General features: G+C 30.2%; 15 protein-coding genes. 8 read left to right on the forward strand and 7 right to left on the reverse strand.

From position 1 onward, the window contains the following. The 3 genes from ACEN2I_RS05590 (at position 1) to ACEN2I_RS05600 (ending at position 5,241) form a co-directional block, all read left to right on the forward strand. On the forward strand, positions 1–3,084 hold the full coding sequence (locus tag ACEN2I_RS05590; RefSeq protein ID WP_441765103.1) for a type I restriction endonuclease subunit R: 3,084 nt from the start codon (positions 1–3) through the stop codon (positions 3,082–3,084). 46 nt (positions 3,085–3,130) lie between these two features. Continuing rightward, positions 3,131–4,039, forward strand: coding sequence for a DUF5655 domain-containing protein (locus ACEN2I_RS05595; RefSeq protein ID WP_441765104.1), 909 nt, complete (start codon positions 3,131–3,133; stop codon positions 4,037–4,039). A 737-nt stretch (positions 4,040–4,776) separates the two neighbouring features. Continuing rightward, positions 4,777–5,241 carry a JAB domain-containing protein gene (locus ACEN2I_RS05600; RefSeq protein WP_441765105.1) on the forward strand — a complete coding sequence of 155 codons (465 nt, stop codon included), beginning with the start codon at positions 4,777–4,779 and terminating at the stop codon, positions 5,239–5,241. A gap of 368 nt (positions 5,242–5,609) precedes the next feature. Here ACEN2I_RS05600 and ACEN2I_RS05605 read toward each other — a convergent pair whose 3' ends face one another. Next, positions 5,610–6,983 carry a hypothetical protein gene (locus ACEN2I_RS05605; protein WP_441765106.1) on the reverse strand — a complete coding sequence of 458 codons (1,374 nt, stop codon included), beginning with the start codon at positions 6,981–6,983 and terminating at the stop codon, positions 5,610–5,612. Positions 6,984–7,308: 325 nt separating this feature from the next. Here ACEN2I_RS05605 and ACEN2I_RS05610 point away from each other — a divergent pair, with 325 nt between their 5' ends. The 3 genes from ACEN2I_RS05610 (at position 7,309) to ACEN2I_RS05620 (ending at position 11,758) form a co-directional block, all read left to right on the forward strand. Next, positions 7,309–9,006, forward strand: coding sequence for a reverse transcriptase domain-containing protein (locus tag ACEN2I_RS05610; RefSeq protein ID WP_441765107.1), 1,698 nt, complete (start codon positions 7,309–7,311; stop codon positions 9,004–9,006). A gap of 609 nt (positions 9,007–9,615) precedes the next feature. Then, positions 9,616–10,887: a caspase family protein gene (locus ACEN2I_RS05615; RefSeq protein ID WP_441765108.1), complete on the forward strand. Its 1,272-nt coding sequence runs from the start codon at positions 9,616–9,618 to the stop codon at positions 10,885–10,887. Between the two features lie 172 nt (positions 10,888–11,059). Continuing rightward, positions 11,060–11,758 (forward strand): abortive infection system antitoxin AbiGi family protein, encoded by a 699-nt coding sequence (locus ACEN2I_RS05620; protein WP_441765109.1) that lies wholly within the window; start codon positions 11,060–11,062, stop codon positions 11,756–11,758. A 431-nt stretch (positions 11,759–12,189) separates the two neighbouring features. Here the strand turns inward: ACEN2I_RS05620 and ACEN2I_RS05625 are convergent, their stop codons facing one another. Then, positions 12,190–13,341, reverse strand: coding sequence for an acyltransferase family protein (locus ACEN2I_RS05625; protein WP_441765110.1), 1,152 nt, complete (start codon positions 13,339–13,341; stop codon positions 12,190–12,192). Positions 13,342–13,442: 101 nt separating this feature from the next. Beyond that, positions 13,443–14,348, reverse strand: coding sequence for a LytTR family DNA-binding domain-containing protein (locus ACEN2I_RS05630; RefSeq protein ID WP_441765111.1), 906 nt, complete (start codon positions 14,346–14,348; stop codon positions 13,443–13,445). A gap of 174 nt (positions 14,349–14,522) precedes the next feature. On the opposite strand from ACEN2I_RS05630, the gene ACEN2I_RS05635 reads away from it, so the two are divergent. Then, positions 14,523–14,717 carry a hypothetical protein gene (locus ACEN2I_RS05635; RefSeq protein WP_441765112.1) on the forward strand — a complete coding sequence of 65 codons (195 nt, stop codon included), beginning with the start codon at positions 14,523–14,525 and terminating at the stop codon, positions 14,715–14,717. A gap of 404 nt (positions 14,718–15,121) precedes the next feature. On the opposite strand, the gene ACEN2I_RS05640 is transcribed toward ACEN2I_RS05635, so the two are convergent. Then, positions 15,122–15,556, reverse strand: a complete 435-nt coding sequence (locus ACEN2I_RS05640) for a hypothetical protein (protein WP_441765113.1) — start codon at positions 15,554–15,556, stop codon at positions 15,122–15,124. A 122-nt stretch (positions 15,557–15,678) separates the two neighbouring features. Continuing rightward, positions 15,679–15,996: a hypothetical protein gene (locus ACEN2I_RS05645; RefSeq protein WP_441765114.1), complete on the reverse strand. Its 318-nt coding sequence runs from the start codon at positions 15,994–15,996 to the stop codon at positions 15,679–15,681. A 564-nt stretch (positions 15,997–16,560) separates the two neighbouring features. On the opposite strand from ACEN2I_RS05645, the gene ACEN2I_RS05650 reads away from it, so the two are divergent. Next, a complete protein-coding gene (locus ACEN2I_RS05650) occupies positions 16,561–16,962 on the forward strand; it encodes a DoxX family protein (RefSeq protein WP_441765115.1) in 402 nt (133 codons plus the stop codon). Positions 16,963–17,064: 102 nt separating this feature from the next. Here the strand turns inward: ACEN2I_RS05650 and ACEN2I_RS05655 are convergent, their stop codons facing one another. Further along, complete coding sequence (locus tag ACEN2I_RS05655; RefSeq protein WP_441765116.1) at positions 17,065–17,433, reverse strand: hypothetical protein; 369 nt, start codon at positions 17,431–17,433, stop codon at positions 17,065–17,067. Positions 17,434–17,749: 316 nt separating this feature from the next. Beyond that, positions 17,750–18,940, reverse strand: a complete 1,191-nt coding sequence (locus tag ACEN2I_RS05660; RefSeq protein ID WP_441765117.1) for a cation:proton antiporter domain-containing protein — start codon at positions 18,938–18,940, stop codon at positions 17,750–17,752. Between the last annotated feature and the right edge of the window lie 456 nt (positions 18,941–19,396).

Below are 19,396 nucleotides of genomic sequence, written 5' to 3' on the forward strand. Positions count from 1 at the left end.
ATGCAATCACAAACCAATGAAGTCGCACTAGAATCAACCATAGAAAAAAAACTTACTGGTTCTTGTCTAGAAGATCTAAAGCAAGAAGGACATATTCAAGAACGAGAAGAATTATACCGTTCAGGAAATGGCTATTACATTGGTTATTCGAACGACTTCAATGCCAAATATGCCATTGATGAAGTTCGTTTTTGGCACTTTCTGGAAAACACCCAAAAGGATGAATTAAGCAAAATCCAAAAACAAAACGATTGGAAGTTAAAGATACTGGATCGTTTGGATAGAATGATTAAGAAATATGGCGTACTTCGTTTGTTGCGTAAAGGTTTGGAAGTGGATGATGCACATTTTACGTTGTTTTATGTGTTGCCGTTGGCAAGCAGTAGCCAATCGGTAAAAGAGAATTTTGAGAAAAACGAATTTAGCGTAACAAGACAAATCAGATACTCGTTAACCAATCCAAGAGAGGAAATAGACATGGTAATGTTTATCAATGGTCTGCCTTTCTCCACTATGGAGCTCAAAAACCATTGGACAGGACAAAATGCCAAAGTACACGGGCAAAATCAATATAAATTCAAAAGAGATATAACGCAACCATTGTTAAACTTTGGCCGTTGCGTGGTTCACTTTGCCGTGGATACCGACGAAGTGTATATGACCACAAAATTAGATAGTAGCAATACGTTCTTTCTACCTTTTAATTTAGGACACAATCATGGCAAAGGCAATCCTCCTAATCCATTTGGCCATAAAACTTCCTATCTATGGGATGAAGTATTAACCCGTGAAAGCGTGGCGAATATCATTCAGCACTTTGTCCGTTTTGACGGCTCAGAAAAAGACGGATTGATTAAACGAAACTTATTCTTCCCGCGATATCATCAAATGAATGTGGTTCGAAAAATCATCGCTGACGCAAGTATAAAAGGTGTCGGTCAGAACTATTTAATACAACATTCAGCTGGTTCCGGAAAATCGAATTCGATTACGTGGGTAGCGTATCAATTGATTGAAACCTATCCTGAAAGCGATGCCATTCCGGGAAGCAAAGGTATTTCTAACCCTTTATTTGATTCAGTAATTGTGGTTACAGACAGACGATTATTGGATAAACAACTACGAGAAAACATTAAAGAATTCTCAGAAGTAAAAAATATAGTGGCTCCCGCATATTCTTCCAAAGAACTGAAAGAAAGCCTGGAAAGCGGTAAACGTATTATCATTACCACCATTCAAAAATTTCCTTTTATTATTGATGGAATTGCCGATTTGAGCGATAAACGTTTTGCTGTCATTATTGATGAAGCTCACAGCAGTCAAAGTGGTTCGGCATCTGACAATATGAATAGAGCCATGGGAAAAGTGAATACTGAAACCGAGGAAGAAATTGACCCACAGGATAAAATCTTAGAAGCCATGCGTTCGAGAAAGATGCGTGGCAATGCATCTTATTTGGCTTTTACGGCTACACCAAAAAATAATACGCTAGAAAAGTTTGGTGTTCCGCAGGAAGATGCTTCTTTTAAGCCCTTTCATTTGTATTCCATGAAGCAAGCCATAGAAGAAGGTTTTATTTTGGATGTACTGGCGAATTATACAACTTATAAGAGTTATTACGAAATAGAAAAATCAATAGAAGATAATCCTTTATTTGATACGACAAAAGCTCAGAAAAAATTAAGAGCTTATGTAGAACGTGATAAACAAACGATAGCGACCAAGGCCGAAATCATGTTTGATCACTTCATCAGTAATATTGTCAACAAAAAGAAACTGAAAGGTAAAGCCAAAGCTATGGTGGTTACACAAAGTATTGAATCAGCTATTAAATATTACTTTGCGCTTAAAAACATATTGAAAGACAAAGGGAATCCGTTTCAGATTACCATAGCTTTTTCGGGCAAAAAAACTATTGATGGCATCGAGTATACGGAAGATAGTTTAAATGATTTTCCACCCCATTTAGATACTGCAAAACCATCAGATCCAGGTTATATAAGCGATAAGATTGCAAGATATTTTAACATGGATGAGTATAAAATTCTTGTTGTGGCTAATAAATATTTAACAGGTTTTGATCAACCTAAGTTAACAGCCATGTATGTTGACAAAAAACTGCAAGGTGTTTTGGCTGTTCAGGCATTATCACGATTGAACAGATCCGCCGACAAATTGGGTAAAAAAACAGAAGATTTGTTTGTTTTGGATTTCTTTAATTCTGTAGACGAAATTAAAGAATCGTTTGATCCATTTTATACTGCTACTTCTTTAAACAGTGCTACCGATGTGAATGTACTGCATGAGATAAAAGGAGTATTGGATGAAGTTGGGGTTTATGAGTGGTATGAAGTTGAAGATTTTGTAACAAAATATTTCAATAAAGTAGATGCTCAGGAATTGAGTGCAATAATTGATATTTCTTCTGATAGGTTCAATTTTCAACTGGAATTAGAAGATAGCGAAAAGGCCGACTTTAAAATCAAGGCCAAACAGTTTGTAAAAATTTATGGTCAAATGGCTTCTATTCTTCCTTATGAAGTTTTGAATTGGGAGAAATTATTTTGGTTCTTAAAGTTTTTAATTCCAAAATTAGTTGTCACAGATAGTTCTGTGGATGCGTTAGACGAGTTGCTAAATTCAGTTGACTTATCCACTTATGGATTGGAACGGGTTAAACTAAATGAGTCCATCATTTTAGATGCAAACGAAACGGAACTCGATCCGCAAAACCCAAATCCGAGAGGGGCTCATAGTGATGGTGAAGAAATTGATCCATTAGATTTAATTATCAATAGCTTCAATGAAAAATGGTTTCAAGGTTGGGAAGCTACACCTGAAGACCAAAGGATAAAATTTGTAACTCTTGGAAAATACATTCAGGCACATCCAGATTATCAAACAAAAGTTGCCGATAATGGTGATGTAACCAATAGAGATTTAGCCTTTCGAAAAATTCTCGATGAAGTAATGTCTAAACAAAGAAAAACCGAATTAGACTTGTACCGCTTATATGCAAAGGATGATGCTTTTCATCAAGCATTTTTGGATACTATGAAACGAATGGTCGGAGCAAATTTGTGATATGTCAAGTTCGATTCTTAAACAGTAATATTTTTAATAACAAATTATGAATTTATACCAATCCAAAAACACAAGAACTTTATCTTTATTAAAAGAAAAACCTTTTAAATTGGAGAAAGAAATTCAAACCTTATTTGAAAAGAATCTTACTGAATTAATGAGTTTAGAAATGGTGAATTCAGAATTTGTGATAAAAGGAAAACGTATAGATACTTTAGGCTATGACCCGCAATCCAAAGCATTTGTCATCATAGAATATAAACGAGATAAAAACGTAAGCGTAGTGGATCAGGGTTTTACTTATTTAAGTTTAATGCTGGAAAATAAAGCAGATTTCATATTAACTTATAATGAAACTTTAAAAAAATCGATACATAGTTCTTCGGTAGATTGGTCACAAACAAGAGTTGTTTTTGTTTCTCCCAGTTTTACCGAAAACCAACGGTTGGCGACGAACTTCAAAGATATTGCCATTGAATTATGGGAAGTTAAACGCTATGAAAATGATTTAATTAGTATCAACCCGATCAAGAAAACGAAATCAGCAGAGAGTATTAAACCATTAACAAACCAAAATAGTTTAATAAAGTCAGTCACTGACGAAATCAAAGTTTATACAGAAGAAGATCATTTAAAAGGTTCTTCGGAGGAAATTATAGAATTGTATGAATTGTTCAAAAATGCCATTTTAAACCTTACAGATGATGTTGAGATTGTACCTAAAAAACTATATGTTGCTTTCAAAAAAAATAAAAATATCGCCGATATTGTTATCCTTAAAAAAGGAATTAAAATCTTTATCAACCTAAAAAAAGGCCAATTAGACGATCCTAAAGGGCTAATGAAAGATGTTTCAGAAACAGGTCATTGGGGAAATGGTGATTATGAAACTATTGCAACAAATACCGCAAATATTGAGTATATTATGAGTCTGATTAAACAAGCAATCCTATAAATATTGATCACCTGCCTTCTAAGCAGGCGGAAGTCCAAATGTTTGGCGGTTACAAACTATGTTACTCTCAACAATGTTAAACTGTATTCAGTCCGCTTAAAATTATGTTATCACTAATAAATCCATTGCGATAGATATTCACATACTGATTTACTACGACAAAAAACTATTGATGGAAATTTTATTTCAGTATATTTATAACATGAACCTCCACAGCATCATAGCAATAATCGCTTCCTTAATATGATCATGAATTCAGAGGTGGAGAAATAAAATTATTTTATAGATTAACTGATTTGGGTGAACGTGTTCGTCTATATTATGATGAGCTTTTCCGGAAAACAAATAGAAACATCTACTTTAACCCCTTAAGCAAAATCGTTAAAATATTTCTAACTGGAGCTTTTTTTTTAGATAAAATCCTTATTCATTCAAAAGCTCATTTTTATCCTGACTTCCCTAACATTAAACCTTTTTATCATTACACTAAATATTTATTTTTTTTAAATCATCATGAAAATGGTTCGAGAAGTGTCGCGTTAGGGCTAAATCAAACGGCTTTTTATTCTTCTTAATATCTTATTTAATTTCGTCACAAAGTTCGAGAATCTCCTGCGGGCGCTTGCAAAAAATCCCCCCATAAATGCAGGAAAAAATTCCTGCTTTATTGCGTTGCTTTTTGCGCTTGCTAGGCGATTCCCGGAAATGTTCCATAATTAATTTAAAATATAGAAATTATGGAAACTTTAAATCAAAACTGGCAGAATGTATCTGAAATTGAACTGACTTATAAAACAAAAGTAAAAAACTCTGAAAGACCACAAATCAAATCTTCAAAAGATGCATATAAACTTGTTCTTTCAGCTTGGGATCATAATAAAATAGAATTCTTCGAGCAGTTCAAAGTATTACTTTTGAATCAAGCTCACAAGGCACTTGGAATTTACGAAATCTCTTCCGGAGGAATTGCCGGAACTGTTGTAGATATTAGATTAATATTCTCGTCAGCTCTTAAGGCAAATGCTACATCTTTAATGATGATTCACAATCATCCTTCAGGAAACCTCATAGCTTCTGAAGCCGATAAACAGATAACCCGAAAAGTAAAAGAAGCCGGAAGACTTCTTGATATAACATTATTGGATTCATTGATTATAACTGCCGAATCTTATTATTCCTTTGCTGATGAAGGCGCTTTATAGGCGCCATTATAAACAATAATGATTAAATTCAAACCATTGTTAATATCTCTAAAAAGGTACTCACGTAATTAAGGAGTTTTCAAAATATATTTTAAGACGCAAGCGTAATAATCTGCAATAAAATCAATAAAATGGTTAGATATTTTAATGCTTCCTACTCGGCGAAAGTAAAAGCCTTATAATTATTGATTCTCAGGCTATCTTTCGGTTCGGATAAATCTTGTATGATTAAAAAAAAAGTCCATTAGAGTTTGTAAGGAAAAATTGGTCGATTCCAGGCGACTACACAAAAAAGCCTGTAAACTTAATGTTTACAGGCTTTTTTGTTTCTTAGTTACCATTTTTATTGTTAATAATTAAGTTTTCTCTTAAAATAACACCCCTTCAAAAATATTTTCTCCATCTATAATTTCTCGAACTTCCAAAATACTATTAAGCTTAAAATTACGGTATTTTCCTTTTCTAAGTAAGCAGTTAGCATTGAGCATTATTTCAACATTCTCATCATTAAATATTGCTTTAGGTAAAGTATTATTAGGAATTGATCCGTCATTTGAATGAATAAATACTTTACCATCTTCCATATAACCATAACTAACAAATGAAGGCTCTTCTTCGGGATTCCAACTTTCTAAACTTCTATATGTTTCAACAAACTCATTAAAATCTTTTATGTAAATAAATAAATCTGCAATTTTTATTATTCGTCTAGTAATTTTATCATATGTATCTTTATATACAATAGAATAATATTCGCCAAACTTAAATTTACAATCTGATACTTTTGTTTTGTATCCTCTATCGTAATTAGGATATTTTTTTCCAAAAATATCTTTTTCTGAAATTTCGGCAAAAGGGCGGTCAATAGTAATTATAGATTTATTATAAGTCATATAATCAAAATAATTCATTTGATAGAAGTAATGCTTGTATACTATAGCCTCTGAGTGCCCTATCGTATCAGTGACATATTTACCATTTACACTTCCTTCTAATTCAAATGAATTACTAATTGGCAAAATAAAAAATTTATTTTCTTCAATTGAGTCACTGATGTCAGATAATAAATCTTTCTCTAAAAGCAATTCTTGCGTCTCCCTAACTGAATATAAAATCTCATACTCAAAAAAAGATTCAGAGAAAGTTTTAGAACTTGAATTGTACCATTTACATTTTAATTCAATTAATGGCAATCCCGATTTTTCACAAAATTTATTTTTATCATCTGAAAATTTATATCCAATAATTGTCATTAAAGGTGGTAAAAATTCTAAATGATTGTTCTCTACCAGATCGCCATTTTCTTTTGTGCGATTAACTCTTTTCTTAAACAACTCGACATCAACACTTTTTAGAACCACTTTTTTATATAAGTAAGAATCTTTAATAAGATTTTCATAATTTTTAATTGAGGGTTCCTTTCCTAGTTTATCTAACTCTTTTTTAAAATTAAATTCGTTTAGAATTTTATGTTCCGAAACGGAAAATTCGATTTTATTAACCAGATTACTATTTATCCAATTGTCGGTAAATTTTCCGTCTCTTGAATTATAATAAATATAGTGTAATTGTTGCCCAATATCTTTCCCCGTTTGTTTATCAAATACCTTATCTTTTATTTCCTTTACAATTAATATAGGGGACGAATATTCAGAATAAGCTGCGATTTTAATATTAGTGAGTTTGTGTAAAAATGGATGCGTTTTAAAGACGATTAATTCTCCTGGTTTAAATTCAGACATAGTTTCTTTTTATAGTTAAGATGTCGAATATATGAATTATAATGTTAAATTTGAAAAGAATCTGCGTGATGAGTTCAATTACAGCTGTGTGGATCAGATAACAGGATTTATTCTGTTATACTCAAATATATAAAGATATTTGAGGGAAGAAGATTTATAAATTTTCGAGCTGTTTAGTGATAAACCCGCTCCTAATAGAAGGATAAGACCATCAATAAATATGCCAAATACATCATGCGTTATGCAGGATTTCAGTAAAGGTAATAATAATACAGTTGAGTTCATAATTCTTTTATATTTATTCGCAAAACCAATGACTCAGTAAATGGGTACCGGTCCAACTCATAAAATGAGGTATGTAATTTTTAACGCTATTGCTGACCGCAGATTCTTTATTTATTTTTATATGAACAAACCTAGTTGGCTTAAAGAAAAAGGATATATACATTTATCACCTTCCCTTGAATTAGGCAGTGAGTGGCGTAAAATTGAAAAAAAAATTACTAACAAAAATTATATTGCCCAATACGCCTTTTATCCTTTAATACATACAATACTCTCAGAAAGAAAGTTTAAAAAAGGAAATTCTGAAAAATTCACAACAGACAAAAGAAAACACACACACTACCGATTAAAAAGTTCACATCCAAAACAAAATTCAAAAAAAAGACCTTTGCACTATGCTAGCCATATGGATGCTTTGGTTTACGGATATTATGCCAGCATATTAAGAGATAAATACGAAAATCTTTTAAGAAAAGAACCATTACAAGATCAAGCTGTAATTGCCTATAGAAAAATTGAAACATCTCAAGGATCAGGAATAGGAAAATCTAATATTCACTTTGCAAAAGAATGTTTTGATGAGATCAAAAACAGAACACAGAGTTGCACTGAAATATCCGTTTTAGCAATTGACTTAAAAAGTTTTTTTTCAACTTTAGATCATAAAATTTTAAAAGAACAATGGAAGAATATTTTAGATGAGCCTGACAAATTACCTAATGATCATTATAATGTTTTTAAAGCCTGTACAAATTTTAAATATGTATTACTGGATGATTTACGAATTAGGAAAAATAAAAATGGCAAAAAAGCGCCCTATAATGAAAGCAAATTAGCTAAAATTAGAAAAACAAAAGGATTTAGGTGCTTTTTTGACTCCAATGAAGATTTTAGAGAATATGTAAAAGCTGGAAAACTACCTATTTATTCAAATTCATTCTTGAAAAAGTTAGAAAATGGAAAAATAGTAAAAAACGGAATACCGCAAGGATTGCCTATTAGTGCGGTTTTAGCTAATCTATATCTTTATAATTTTGATTTAGAAATTGTTAACCGATGGGTAAAAGCTCATAATGTTTACTACAGAAGATATTCAGACGATATATTTATAGTTTGCGAAAAGATTTACTGTGACAAAATTGAAAAAGATATTAAAGAATTAATTGAAAAGTATGAAATAACAATCAGTACTGATAAAACAGAAAAATTTATTTTTAAGAATGTTCCACATCTCAAAGATGGTACAAGATTGGAATGTTTTAGAATAATTAACGAAGAAAAAGAAGTTTCATCATCAATGTCATACTTAGGTTTTGAGTTTCGCGGTTATAATACCGCTATAAAATCTACTAATCTTTCGAAATATTATAGAAAAATCATTTCTACAGTTAAAAGAAAAGGAAAAAGAACTCTAAAACTGATTGAGAAAAACCCCAATACAAAGAAAGCAATATTTAAAAACCAAGTTAAAAAAATATACAATTTGCCTATAAAATTCAAAGATGGAGATTTAACGGAAAAAAAAATACAGAAAAAAATGAGATACAGACTTGTTTTAAATGATAGAGGATTTTATGAATTTAAATTCAGTGAAAGAAAAAACAAAAAACAATCTAATTATCATAGTTACATTAAACGATGTTGTGATGAATTTCAAACTGACTCTTTCCAAAAGCAGATAAAAAAGAGTAAACATGTTGCATATTCTGCAATTAACAAATATCTAACTGAGAAATAAAAAAAGAAGATTTAATTAATTGGAAATCTATTTTGATATAAATCTTTAACATGTACATGCTATGATGCTTCCCGCTACTACAAATCAAGGCTACTACGAAGCTATTTATAAGTTATTATATATATTATTTTAAGAACAACACAACATTAATAAAGGTATTTACTTATTAGCGAAAATAGGACTCTAACCTTTTTAATATAATCGAAAAAATCTGTGCTAGGACAACAAAACTAATCAGGAAAATTGTTCTGAAACATTATAATCTGAATGAGTAACAGGTTTTATTTTAAGGTACTAAAAAACGTCAGAATAGGTATTAAGTGTTAGATTCCATGCCCTGACACTCCACACAAAGACAAACAAAGCCATTGGAATCCAATGGCTTTGTTTTTTCCTTAATATAATTCACAAATCGCTTAGCTTAATTTTTTACTTATTAAGAAAAAATAAATTTCAATTTGCAAAAAAAGCCAATAATATTGTTCTTTTTGTGTAGTATTGTAAATCTTTACATTTAATTAAGTAGAGCATATACATCTATCAAGAGGCAGATATAGACTATAAAGTTACAGGTATACATAAGTTGTGAGTAATTATAACCACGATAGCATGAAAAAATCAGCATTAGTCATTGGAATTAATCAATATCAAACTTTGGAGCATTTGGAAAAATGTGAGAATGATGCGACTGATATTTCTAATTTTCTAATTAAATGCAATTTTGAAGTTAAGTTACTTTTAAATCCGAATCAACGAGAGATAATTAGTGCTCTTGCACAATACAAAAAAGAAGTAACAGAAGATTCAATATCAATTATCTATTTTTCTGGACATGGAATTCAAATTGAAAATAGTAATTTTATAGTTCCTGCAGACGCCAACATAACAATTACAGAAGAAATACCATATTTTTGTGTAAACGCCTCGGATTTATTACTTGACATAAATATTCAGTCTAAAATAATGCATCTTATAATTTTAGACGCATGTCGGAATAATCCATTTAAATCAGGAAACAAAAGCCTTAGTGCAGGTCTTGCTAGAATGATTGCACCAATGGGAACTTTGATTGCTTTCTCAACAAGCCCAAATATGACATCAGTTGAGCGCAAAAACGAACACAACGGTATTTATACAAAACACTTATTAAACAATCTTAAAGTACCAAACATATCAATTGAAAGGATGTTTAAGAATACCCGAACTGATGTATTAAATGATACTAGTGGCAAACAAATTCCTTGGGAAGAATCTTCACTACATGGTGAGGATTATATTTTTGTAAAAGAATCTACAGCCTTGAAAATGTACTTAAAAAAGGAATTAATTTTTGCTCAAAATGAATTAATGCAAAATGAAATTGAGTTTAATATTATTACGGAGAATAATCTCGACACTTTAAAATTACCTTTTTCCAAAGCAACCAAACTATTCTTGACTCAATTTGAAGAGTACAAAGAAACAATTAGTCCTAGAGATGCATTTACAGTTTTATTCAATTTACAAAAACTCATCTATGCAACTTATCTTTTTAGTTCACATACACGTTTAATTAACTTTAGAGAAATTGACCGAGAAATAATACATCAATCTCCAAATCTTCCAAAAGATGAAATAATGGAATACCAAAAAATCCTATTGACAATGGAACATTATAGTTCAATTTTTGGACATAACGATAAGTTTGGAAATTTAAAATCCATTAAAAGAACAATAAAAAAAAATACTTGGATAGGATTTAAGTTGGATAACGAAATTTTGAAGAACCAACATTTCATTATGGATGATTTTACATTTCTAAAGGAAAATATTGAGCCAATGAATGAAATAATTAACTGCGATTTGTTGATTGAAGTTTTAGAAGAATTTTTCAATAAATAACTATTAACGACAGCTACAACGGATTTGGGTATTTGGCTTATCGAAAGTTGATTTTTTATTTAGGAATATTTGCGATTTTTCATTTCATAAAGAAATTCTATCTTAGCAGAGATAACTCGTTTCGCTTTGACCTGCGACTGAAGTTACACGCGAAACTTTATGTGATATTTTTATGACCGAATACTTCAAAGCAAATCCAGATAATATTTTAATACATTTCACTGATACAAATGAAAAACTAATTTCAATTATTGAGAATTGTCATTTTAGATTAAAATATTGTAAAGAAGAATTTACCATAACAAATGATAAAATGATTTCAAAAAATGTTCATCCAATGGTTAGTTTTAGCGAACAGAATATTCTAGAGCTTCATACAAAAGAAATCACATATGGAAAATTTGGAATAGCATTGACTTCCGATTGGATTATTGAAAATAATATTCAGCCTGTAATGTATGTTGAAAAAAATTCGCAAGTGGCTAATTCATTAGCATTTTTAATAAAACATCGACGCACATTACCTAAAGGAAATAAACTGCGACTACCAATAATGACAATTAGGGGATTTATAAAAAACACAGTTGGTTATAATAGCTATTTCAAAAAACATAATTTCGTTTTCAAAACAGAAAATGAATGGAGATATTTTCCAACAAAAAAGCAAATTGGAAATGGTTATATTTCTGAAAATAGAAATACATTCTATAAAGATCCAGACACATACAATAATAGATTACTCGATTATCCGCTAAAATTTACACATAATAAAATCATCAAAATATTTTATGACTCTCAAGAAAACCTTCGAGAGCTTAAAATTAAATTCCCAGAACTTATAAATTTATTCGAGAAATCAGCTTGGAAATAGAAAAATCACATAACAGTGTATAAACGCAATCGTGGAGATTTAGTTAACTTGGCATTTCATTTTCATGAAGAATTTCTATTTTAAAAGAGAGAACACAGTATGCTTTGATCCACCTCTACCAGTTAATAGTGAAACGTTTATGTCCTGCTTTTTTAGAATATACTTTTTTTTACTTTTGCTAAAAACGTTAAAATTGGTATTAAGTGTTCGATTCCAATCCCTGACAGCCCACACAAAGACAAACAACGCCATTGGATTCCAATGGCGTTGTTTTTTATACTTCACAAATTGCTTGCCTTAATTTTTTTATGGATCAATCTCAAAATCTGAAGAGAAATTTTATATCTCGTTCGTCCGGAACTCTTTATAAAATCCCGAAGGAATGATTTATTGCAGCGAAAGATTTTAATCCCATCATTTAAAATAAAATACTAAATGATTTTCTTTATTCCTGGAATTAATAAAATAAGTGATCCCAGTACAAAACTACTTAGCACTATTAATGGAGCAATAGCTAGAAGTTTTATTGCAGGATCAATAGACCAGCTTCTTACCGCTAATGTAAGTACTACAATTACAAACGGATGAAAAATGTAAACAGCAAAACTACAGCGTGATACTTTAGTAAGTAGTTTTGAATAAATATTCCAGTTTCTTTTTCCTTTAATTAATAATGCTGTTATTATCGATATACCGATCCATTGTTCCCAAACTGCATATAATAATGCCTGCCAATGAAGACCTCCGGAAAACCAAGAAGAGGGTGTGTTTAGCTTGAAACTAATGACAAAAAATAATGGAAAAAACAATAAACATAACATTGCCGATCTTTTCAGCTGTCTGCCTGTTTTTTCTGAAAGTTGATCGAACCAATTGTTTTTTGAAGCCAGTAATCCGATAATGAATAGTGCAATATATTGTGAAAAATGCCCAAGCTGAAATCCAACTGGTTCAAGAACCCATCCAACAGGAAATATAATTCTAACCAAGAAACTAATAATTCCTAATGCTAATGCAAATAATAATATGGCACGCGTGTTAGGTGCTGCCACAGGTTTGTCGAAGTTAATTTTGAATATTTTTTTTACTGCTGCATAAAGTAATGTAAAAAGCAAAAGTGCCGCCACAAACCATGTAACTCCTAAGTCAATCCAACTATCGTAACCGCTTAGATATTCAAAATAAGTGATATGATTTTTTGTAAAATAATAGACCAGATAACACATGAATGGTGTAAGGATAAAAGAATAGAATACTATAGGAATTCCTAATCTCGTTAATCGGTCTTTAATAAATTTTGAAGCTCCTTTTCTAGAATACGAAGAACCGGTAAAATAGGCTGCCAATAGAAAAAAATACCCCATAAAAAAAGACTGATTGATACTAACGAACATTGTCATAACAGCACGTGCACCTAAAAAGCTGCTTGGTTCATTATAATACCAGCCTCCCGAAGAACTGTAAGCAATTAAAGTGTGATGAAGTACCACTAAAATTGTCAGTAAAACTTTGATATTATCTATATATAATAATTTGTTTAAAGAGCCAGAATCTTCATTTGAAACAGCTGTTGCAGTTGGCATAATAAATAGGTTTTGCGTTATTTATGGCAAACGTACAACAAGAAAATACAGCCAGAGCAAGGGTTGTTACTAGCAACTAGCTTTTGTGATAAGCAACAAGCTTAGGCAATGTTTTTATTTTGAAGCTGCTGATAACAGCTATTAAAGTTATCGATTTGCTTTCTTGAAACAGGTATTTTTATGTCTGTTTCTTTAAATGATAATACATAACCCTGGGAGTTTCCAGCTACTTGTTTGATCTTATACATATTTACTAAATAGGTTCTGTGACATCTAAATAAGTGCGGGTAATCTGTTATTTGAGTTTCAAATTGAGTTAAAGAAATTCTTTTTACTTCTGTAGTCATTTGATGGCCATTCGATTTTGTTAACTCAATGTAATTGCCATCTGCTTTTGCAAAGAGTAATTGGTCCATATCCAGTAAAAAATCATCTTGTTTTACCTGTGTGGTGATAAAAATATTAGATTTTAAAACTGTTTTTTCGGGTTTAACTGTCAGCGGGGTAAATTGCAGAACAAATGGCGATCCTTTTTTTGACTCAAAATAGAAAGTTGATAATCGTAGAAAAAAATAGAAAAATATACCCGCAACAAAACAATTTCTGATTTCTTCAAAGAAATAATTCCATGACCAGTTGTTTGGATTGTTATAAAGTAAATCTCGCATCAAGAAACTTGCTGTACCAATTAAAACTAATAGCGCTCCAATTTGAATGAATTCTTCAAGCAAAGTCCATTTAGTTTGATTCTTCGTTTTTCTGAAATAATTCAATACTCCAAAATAAACAAATAAAATTATTGCCGGAGCTAAAGCATGTAAAAAACAAATAAAGAAATAATGCATTTTCAGTTCCGGATCATAAACTCCAAATGGTTTAAACATTAAAAGAAAAAGTAGAATGATAAGAAATACAACAATAGAGCTTTTGATAAGACTTTCAAACTTATATCGTTGAGGATATTCAATTTCATTCCTCAAATGTTCTGTATTGATGTAGAATCGCATATTAAAAATTTATTTTGGGAATAAAAATACAAAAAATAGAAAGCGTATAGCTTTTGGAACTATTTAGATTTGATAATATCTAAAAAAAGCAAAACACTTTGAAAAGTACTTTTATTTTTTTTTGACTTAAATGGAATATTAACTTTGAATAAAACTATTTTAAGTTATCAAAAAATGTCAAAACTGAGATCAGGTGTTCGATTGTATTCCCTGACAGTCCACACAAAGACAAATAACGCCATTGGAATCCAATGGCGTTATTTTTTTTATGATTTAGATTATTTTAGAGTTTCAAAAAAAGGGATCAAGACGAAAACCTGGGATCAAGACGAAAACCTGTTGAGCAGAAAAAATTTTATTCTTTCATAATTTTGTATTGATAAATTGTGCTTTCATATTTTAATTTTTACCAACTAATTATATCATCTATTACTTCCGAATCGCAAAGTTTTTTATAAATATTAACAAAAAAATATTGTTCGATCCATTTCTTCCGATTATTATTTTTTATAGAATTTATAAATGAATTAATATCAGCAGAATAATTTTTCCTGCTTCATAGTTTTGGTCTCTAATAAAGTATGCTGTGTTTTCCAAATTATTAGTTTGATCAACAATTGCATAACCACAATTACATTCTAGTTTACTCAACTTTTTGTTCCATAGTTTAAACAGGTAGTTTATTTTACTCAAATAAAAATCGGAAATTATAACTAGAACATAAAGTACAAGAAACAAATAGATTTCGGGTTTATCTCTGGAAATTCCGGAAATTATTCTGCTATGCCTATGCTTAAAACTAATCCCAAAATCAACATTGCAATTTTTATAATCTGCATAAATTGCTTAGAATCTTTATTTTTTTGCCTGATTTGAACAATTGCATTTTTCAGTTCTTCAAATATTGATTTTTGTTCTACTATTTTAAACAATTGAGGATATGGCATTGGTTCATATGCTCTCATGATTTCAATAACACAATTTTCATATTTATTGTCAGTTAGATTTTCATCAATCATGTTTAACCTATTATTACCTAAAACCTCAATTTTCTTATTGCCTATTAAATTATTTACAACTCCATGGACAACAATTTCCAACTTATTATTTTGAAGAAAAACGAGTTCAAAAGGAGTGAGATTTGCTAAAATAAATTTTGCCTTTATACTTTCAAAAAGTGAATTACAAGCTGCTTTTACAAAATGCATCAACAAAACAATTACAACCACGAACAATAAAATATAACAGATCAAAAAATCAGGATTCTGAATTGGTATTAAAATTGGTTTGATTACATAAGAAACCGGAAAAATAAAAACTGCAAATAATCCTATAAATATTTTTTTAGTCGGCTAATTTCAACCTTGCTTTTATCCAAATTCAAAGAATCAAGTTCATCTCCATACTTCCAAATTTCTTCCGGCTGTTTTCCAAAATTCTGCTCATACAATTCCTTTGTCTTTTCTTTAGCCTTCTGAAACTTCTCTGCTTCAGATCGGTTATGAGTCGACGGAATATGCTCGATTCTTTTAGACAAAACAATACAAAAATCTGAATAGGAAGTGGTAAAAAGCAAATGTTGATGCAAGACACTCTCAACAATTTCTGAAGACGAAACCATTTCATTTAAAGTCGTCGCTAAATACATGAATTTTTTATATTCCAGAAATTGCTATTTCAGTAAAATATATTGTCCATTTATTTTCAAATGCTATTCTTGTCAAAAATCCATATTCGTCATTTGGATTATCTAATTCAAATTTTATCCCAAATTACTGCATTCATCCGTATTTCTTATTTTTGGTTACTTGATTAAATTCTTTCAGCAAGTCAAACTCTAAATAATGATTTACAACTATAATCTGATAACAAATCTTTCAAACATTACTATAAAACAGCCAACTAAACTACTTTTTTTATCATCTAAGATATTATGCCTGCTTTTAGTCTGTGCTAATATATATATTTAATTTTACCACAAAAATCAATTACTTTTTTGGTAAATCATATAAATCAATTTATCGAAACTTTAATTAATTCATCCAAAAAAAAATTACAAACAGTTTCATAAACAATACCAAAACTGACTAGTTAATGCAGACACGAAATCCAAAACATCGAATAACTTGTTTATATGTTTTCATACTCACAACACATCTATTAAACTAATTCGATATATTTGAATCTATTAACAATCTAATGACTAAAAATTATGAGAAAAAACAATGACTTAGGATTATTGATACTGCGAATTACTGTTGGTTTTTTAATGCTTTTGCATGGCATTTCAAAATTTAGCGGCGGTTTAGAATTCATTAAAACGATGCTTGCAGAAAAAGGCATTCCTGATTTTGTTGCGTATGGTGTAATAATAGGCGAAATACTTGCTCCTATTGCTATTTTAATAGGTTTCAGAACCAGGATAGCAGCAGCTATATATGCTTTTAATTGTCTGGTTGCTATTTTAATGGTTCACAGCTCTGAAATATTTTCTTTGGGAGAGCAAGGTGGATGGGCATTAGAATTAATTGGCCTGTACTTCTTTGGCGCACTGAGTTTATTTTTTACAGGAGCTGGTAATATTGCCGTTTCAAAAAGCAATCAATGGGATTAATGGTGGGGTGTTAAAACAAAACCTTATAGTGTATAAATGTACAAAACCTCCAAATTCAGAATTTTTGGAGGTTTTTATTTTTAAAATTTAGATTTTTGCTGTTTATATTTTATCCAGTGTTATTTTCATTTCTTTACTGTCTAATATCAATTTATCATCAGTTATGGTGCTTTCACAAGGATAAGGAGTTCCTGTTTCATCTTTAATCACCAGGCTTTTTCCTCCTTTTGTTAAAGCATAAGTGCCATCAGTTATTTCTCTCTGTAAGTATCCGGTCACATGCCCATCTTTTGTAAAGGTCAACATTCCGTTATCCAGAATTGCACTTTTTGCAGAATCCGAAAGCGGCATTTTTGCTTCTACGGCCGTAATTTTCCAGGAATTTACCAATTTATTACGCCCATTGTGACATGAAACTATTAATACTGCTAATAATACAATCCCATAGATAAATAAGTTAGATTTTTTCATGATTTTTAGATTATAGGTTAAACATAAAAACAAGTTACAAAAAAAAAAAATCAAAATACTTAAAATCAATTATTTATAATCTGAAAATCAAAAAATTATTATCTTTTCTGCTTTAGGTTTTATATAAATATTCTACGTTTTTTTCTAAAACAGAATGTATTTCAATTTTAAAAAACTTGCTGTTTCACATAGATCTTTCTGTTGATTACCTAGACAGGATTTTATAAATAAAAATGACTGCTGATTTCTGAAATAATAACTATTAGGAAATTCTCTAAAAAACTTAAATTTCTATAATGTTACCTAAATTTAAAGGCTAGTCTTCCTTTGTTTCCTCTTCCTCTGCATCTTTTGTCTTATTGGTCATTAACCCTACCATCATTATTAATGCGGTTAAAATAATCACTTGGATAATTAATGATTTGTTGGACAGTCCTATTGCCTGGGCCACCGGAATTGTCAAAAACAATAAGATGGTTATCAGTCCACGTGGTGCGATAAACACAAGCGGTCTTACAGGCTGCTTGAATAATTTTAAAAAAACAAATCGCAAAATAAAAATTCCTACTGTTATTGCAACTGCCCAGATTATTGTTTCAGGATTTAGCAACTCTGATACTTTTATTAAAAAACCAAAAAGAAGAAAAAACAAAGATCTAATCAAAAAGGCAATTTCTGTCGTTAATTCTTTAAACTTATGGACTTCTTTGTTTAGAATATCCGGCTGTAATCGTTGAATAAATTTAATATGTTTCATCTCGTCAAGATTACCCATAAAAAGCCCAAATAAAAGGATAAATATTAATGCCGGTAAATTATAAATCTTAGAAATTTCATAAATCAGAACAACAATTAATATTATGGGAGCAAATTTAACAGGATGCTTAATTTTACTTAGCAGAAGAGCAAGTCCAATTGTTGAAATAAAAGTAACGATTAAAATGATTATTATTTCTAATAAAAAATATCCAATGGATTTAGTCTCAATGATGTCATTCAGTACTATAAAATTAAAAAATATAACCCCAAAAATATCCGAAAGACTACTTTCATAAGTAACAAAAGCCTTATTCTTAGACCCTAAATTTTGCACACTAGGAATTGCTATCGCACTACTAATAACGGCAAAAGGAATTGCATTTGCGAGACCTACTTTTAATGTTGTTCCTCCGAAATATTGAAAGGCAAACGCAAGACCAAAACTAAATAACAACAAGGGGAGAAAAGCAACTAAAAATGTCCTCCCTAAAAAAGAGAATTTCGACCTGTTAAGTTCTAGCTCCAGTGAGCCTTCTAAAACTATTAAAATAAGTCCGATGGTACCAAAAACGGGTAAGGTTGGGGTTAAGTCAGGAATAGGAATCTCAAAATAAGTAGTCACCTGTCCTACAGCCCAGCCTAAAACTAACAGTAAAATAACTGACGGAATTTTTGTTTTTGATGATGTGATGTCAAAAACATAAGCCAATAGGAGTAAAACACAGATTGTAATTATTAAAGTTGTCATTTTCTAAAGTTGTTTTATAGTACCGGGTTATGTTAAGCTTATTTCAAAATTTATTATTGCCTGTTTTATATTTATTCTGAATTCAAATTTAGGGATTATGAGTCCGTAAATACAGCGTTTTCACAATAAATTAAAACAAATTAAAAGATAAAAACATATGTATCCTTTTAATCTGTTAAAAACAAATATGTTCTTTTGTGTTCTTTCGTCAAAACAGACCAAAAACATTTATCTCACTATCCGATAATTTATTTTGGAATGATTAATACTTTATTTTCTTTATAAAATCTGTAATCAAAAAAACAACAAATATAGACAGTAACAATATAAATCAGCATTCAACAGCTAAATAAAACATTATTTTATTACAATCATTATATCATGCCTAAATTGATTCAATAAAAAAGCGAGACTGCTCTAAAAGAACAGCCTCGCTTTACTTGATTGACGATTTAT

It is taken from the genome of Flavobacterium sp. W22_SRS_FK3 (assembly GCF_052113665.1).
GTDB lineage: Bacteria > Bacteroidota > Bacteroidia > Flavobacteriales > Flavobacteriaceae > Flavobacterium.

What these genes read in the sequence shown, in the direction of transcription:
- ACEN2I_RS05605 (WP_441765106.1), bottom strand. Translation starts at nt 6,983, where the DNA reads ATGTCTGAATTTAAACCAGGAGAATTAATCGTCTTTAAAACGCATCCA.
- ACEN2I_RS05660 (WP_441765117.1), bottom strand. Translation starts at nt 18,940, where the DNA reads ATGACAACTTTAATAATTACAATCTGTGTTTTACTCCTATTGGCTTAT.
- ACEN2I_RS05635 (WP_441765112.1), top strand. Translation starts at nt 14,523, where the DNA reads ATGTCAAAACTGAGATCAGGTGTTCGATTGTATTCCCTGACAGTCCAC.
- ACEN2I_RS05610 (WP_441765107.1), top strand. Translation starts at nt 7,309, where the DNA reads ATGGGTACCGGTCCAACTCATAAAATGAGGTATGTAATTTTTAACGCT.
- ACEN2I_RS05655 (WP_441765116.1), bottom strand. Translation starts at nt 17,433, where the DNA reads ATGAAAAAATCTAACTTATTTATCTATGGGATTGTATTATTAGCAGTA.
- ACEN2I_RS05650 (WP_441765115.1), top strand. Translation starts at nt 16,561, where the DNA reads ATGAGAAAAAACAATGACTTAGGATTATTGATACTGCGAATTACTGTT.
- ACEN2I_RS05600 (WP_441765105.1), top strand. Translation starts at nt 4,777, where the DNA reads ATGGAAACTTTAAATCAAAACTGGCAGAATGTATCTGAAATTGAACTG.
- ACEN2I_RS05595 (WP_441765104.1), top strand. Translation starts at nt 3,131, where the DNA reads ATGAATTTATACCAATCCAAAAACACAAGAACTTTATCTTTATTAAAA.
- ACEN2I_RS05615 (WP_441765108.1), top strand. Translation starts at nt 9,616, where the DNA reads ATGAAAAAATCAGCATTAGTCATTGGAATTAATCAATATCAAACTTTG.
- ACEN2I_RS05640 (WP_441765113.1), bottom strand. Translation starts at nt 15,556, where the DNA reads ATGCATTTTGTAAAAGCAGCTTGTAATTCACTTTTTGAAAGTATAAAG.
- ACEN2I_RS05620 (WP_441765109.1), top strand. Translation starts at nt 11,060, where the DNA reads ATGACCGAATACTTCAAAGCAAATCCAGATAATATTTTAATACATTTC.
- ACEN2I_RS05590 (WP_441765103.1), top strand. Translation starts at nt 1, where the DNA reads ATGCAATCACAAACCAATGAAGTCGCACTAGAATCAACCATAGAAAAA.
- ACEN2I_RS05630 (WP_441765111.1), bottom strand. Translation starts at nt 14,348, where the DNA reads ATGCGATTCTACATCAATACAGAACATTTGAGGAATGAAATTGAATAT.
- ACEN2I_RS05645 (WP_441765114.1), bottom strand. Translation starts at nt 15,996, where the DNA reads ATGTATTTAGCGACGACTTTAAATGAAATGGTTTCGTCTTCAGAAATT.
- ACEN2I_RS05625 (WP_441765110.1), bottom strand. Translation starts at nt 13,341, where the DNA reads ATGCCAACTGCAACAGCTGTTTCAAATGAAGATTCTGGCTCTTTAAAC.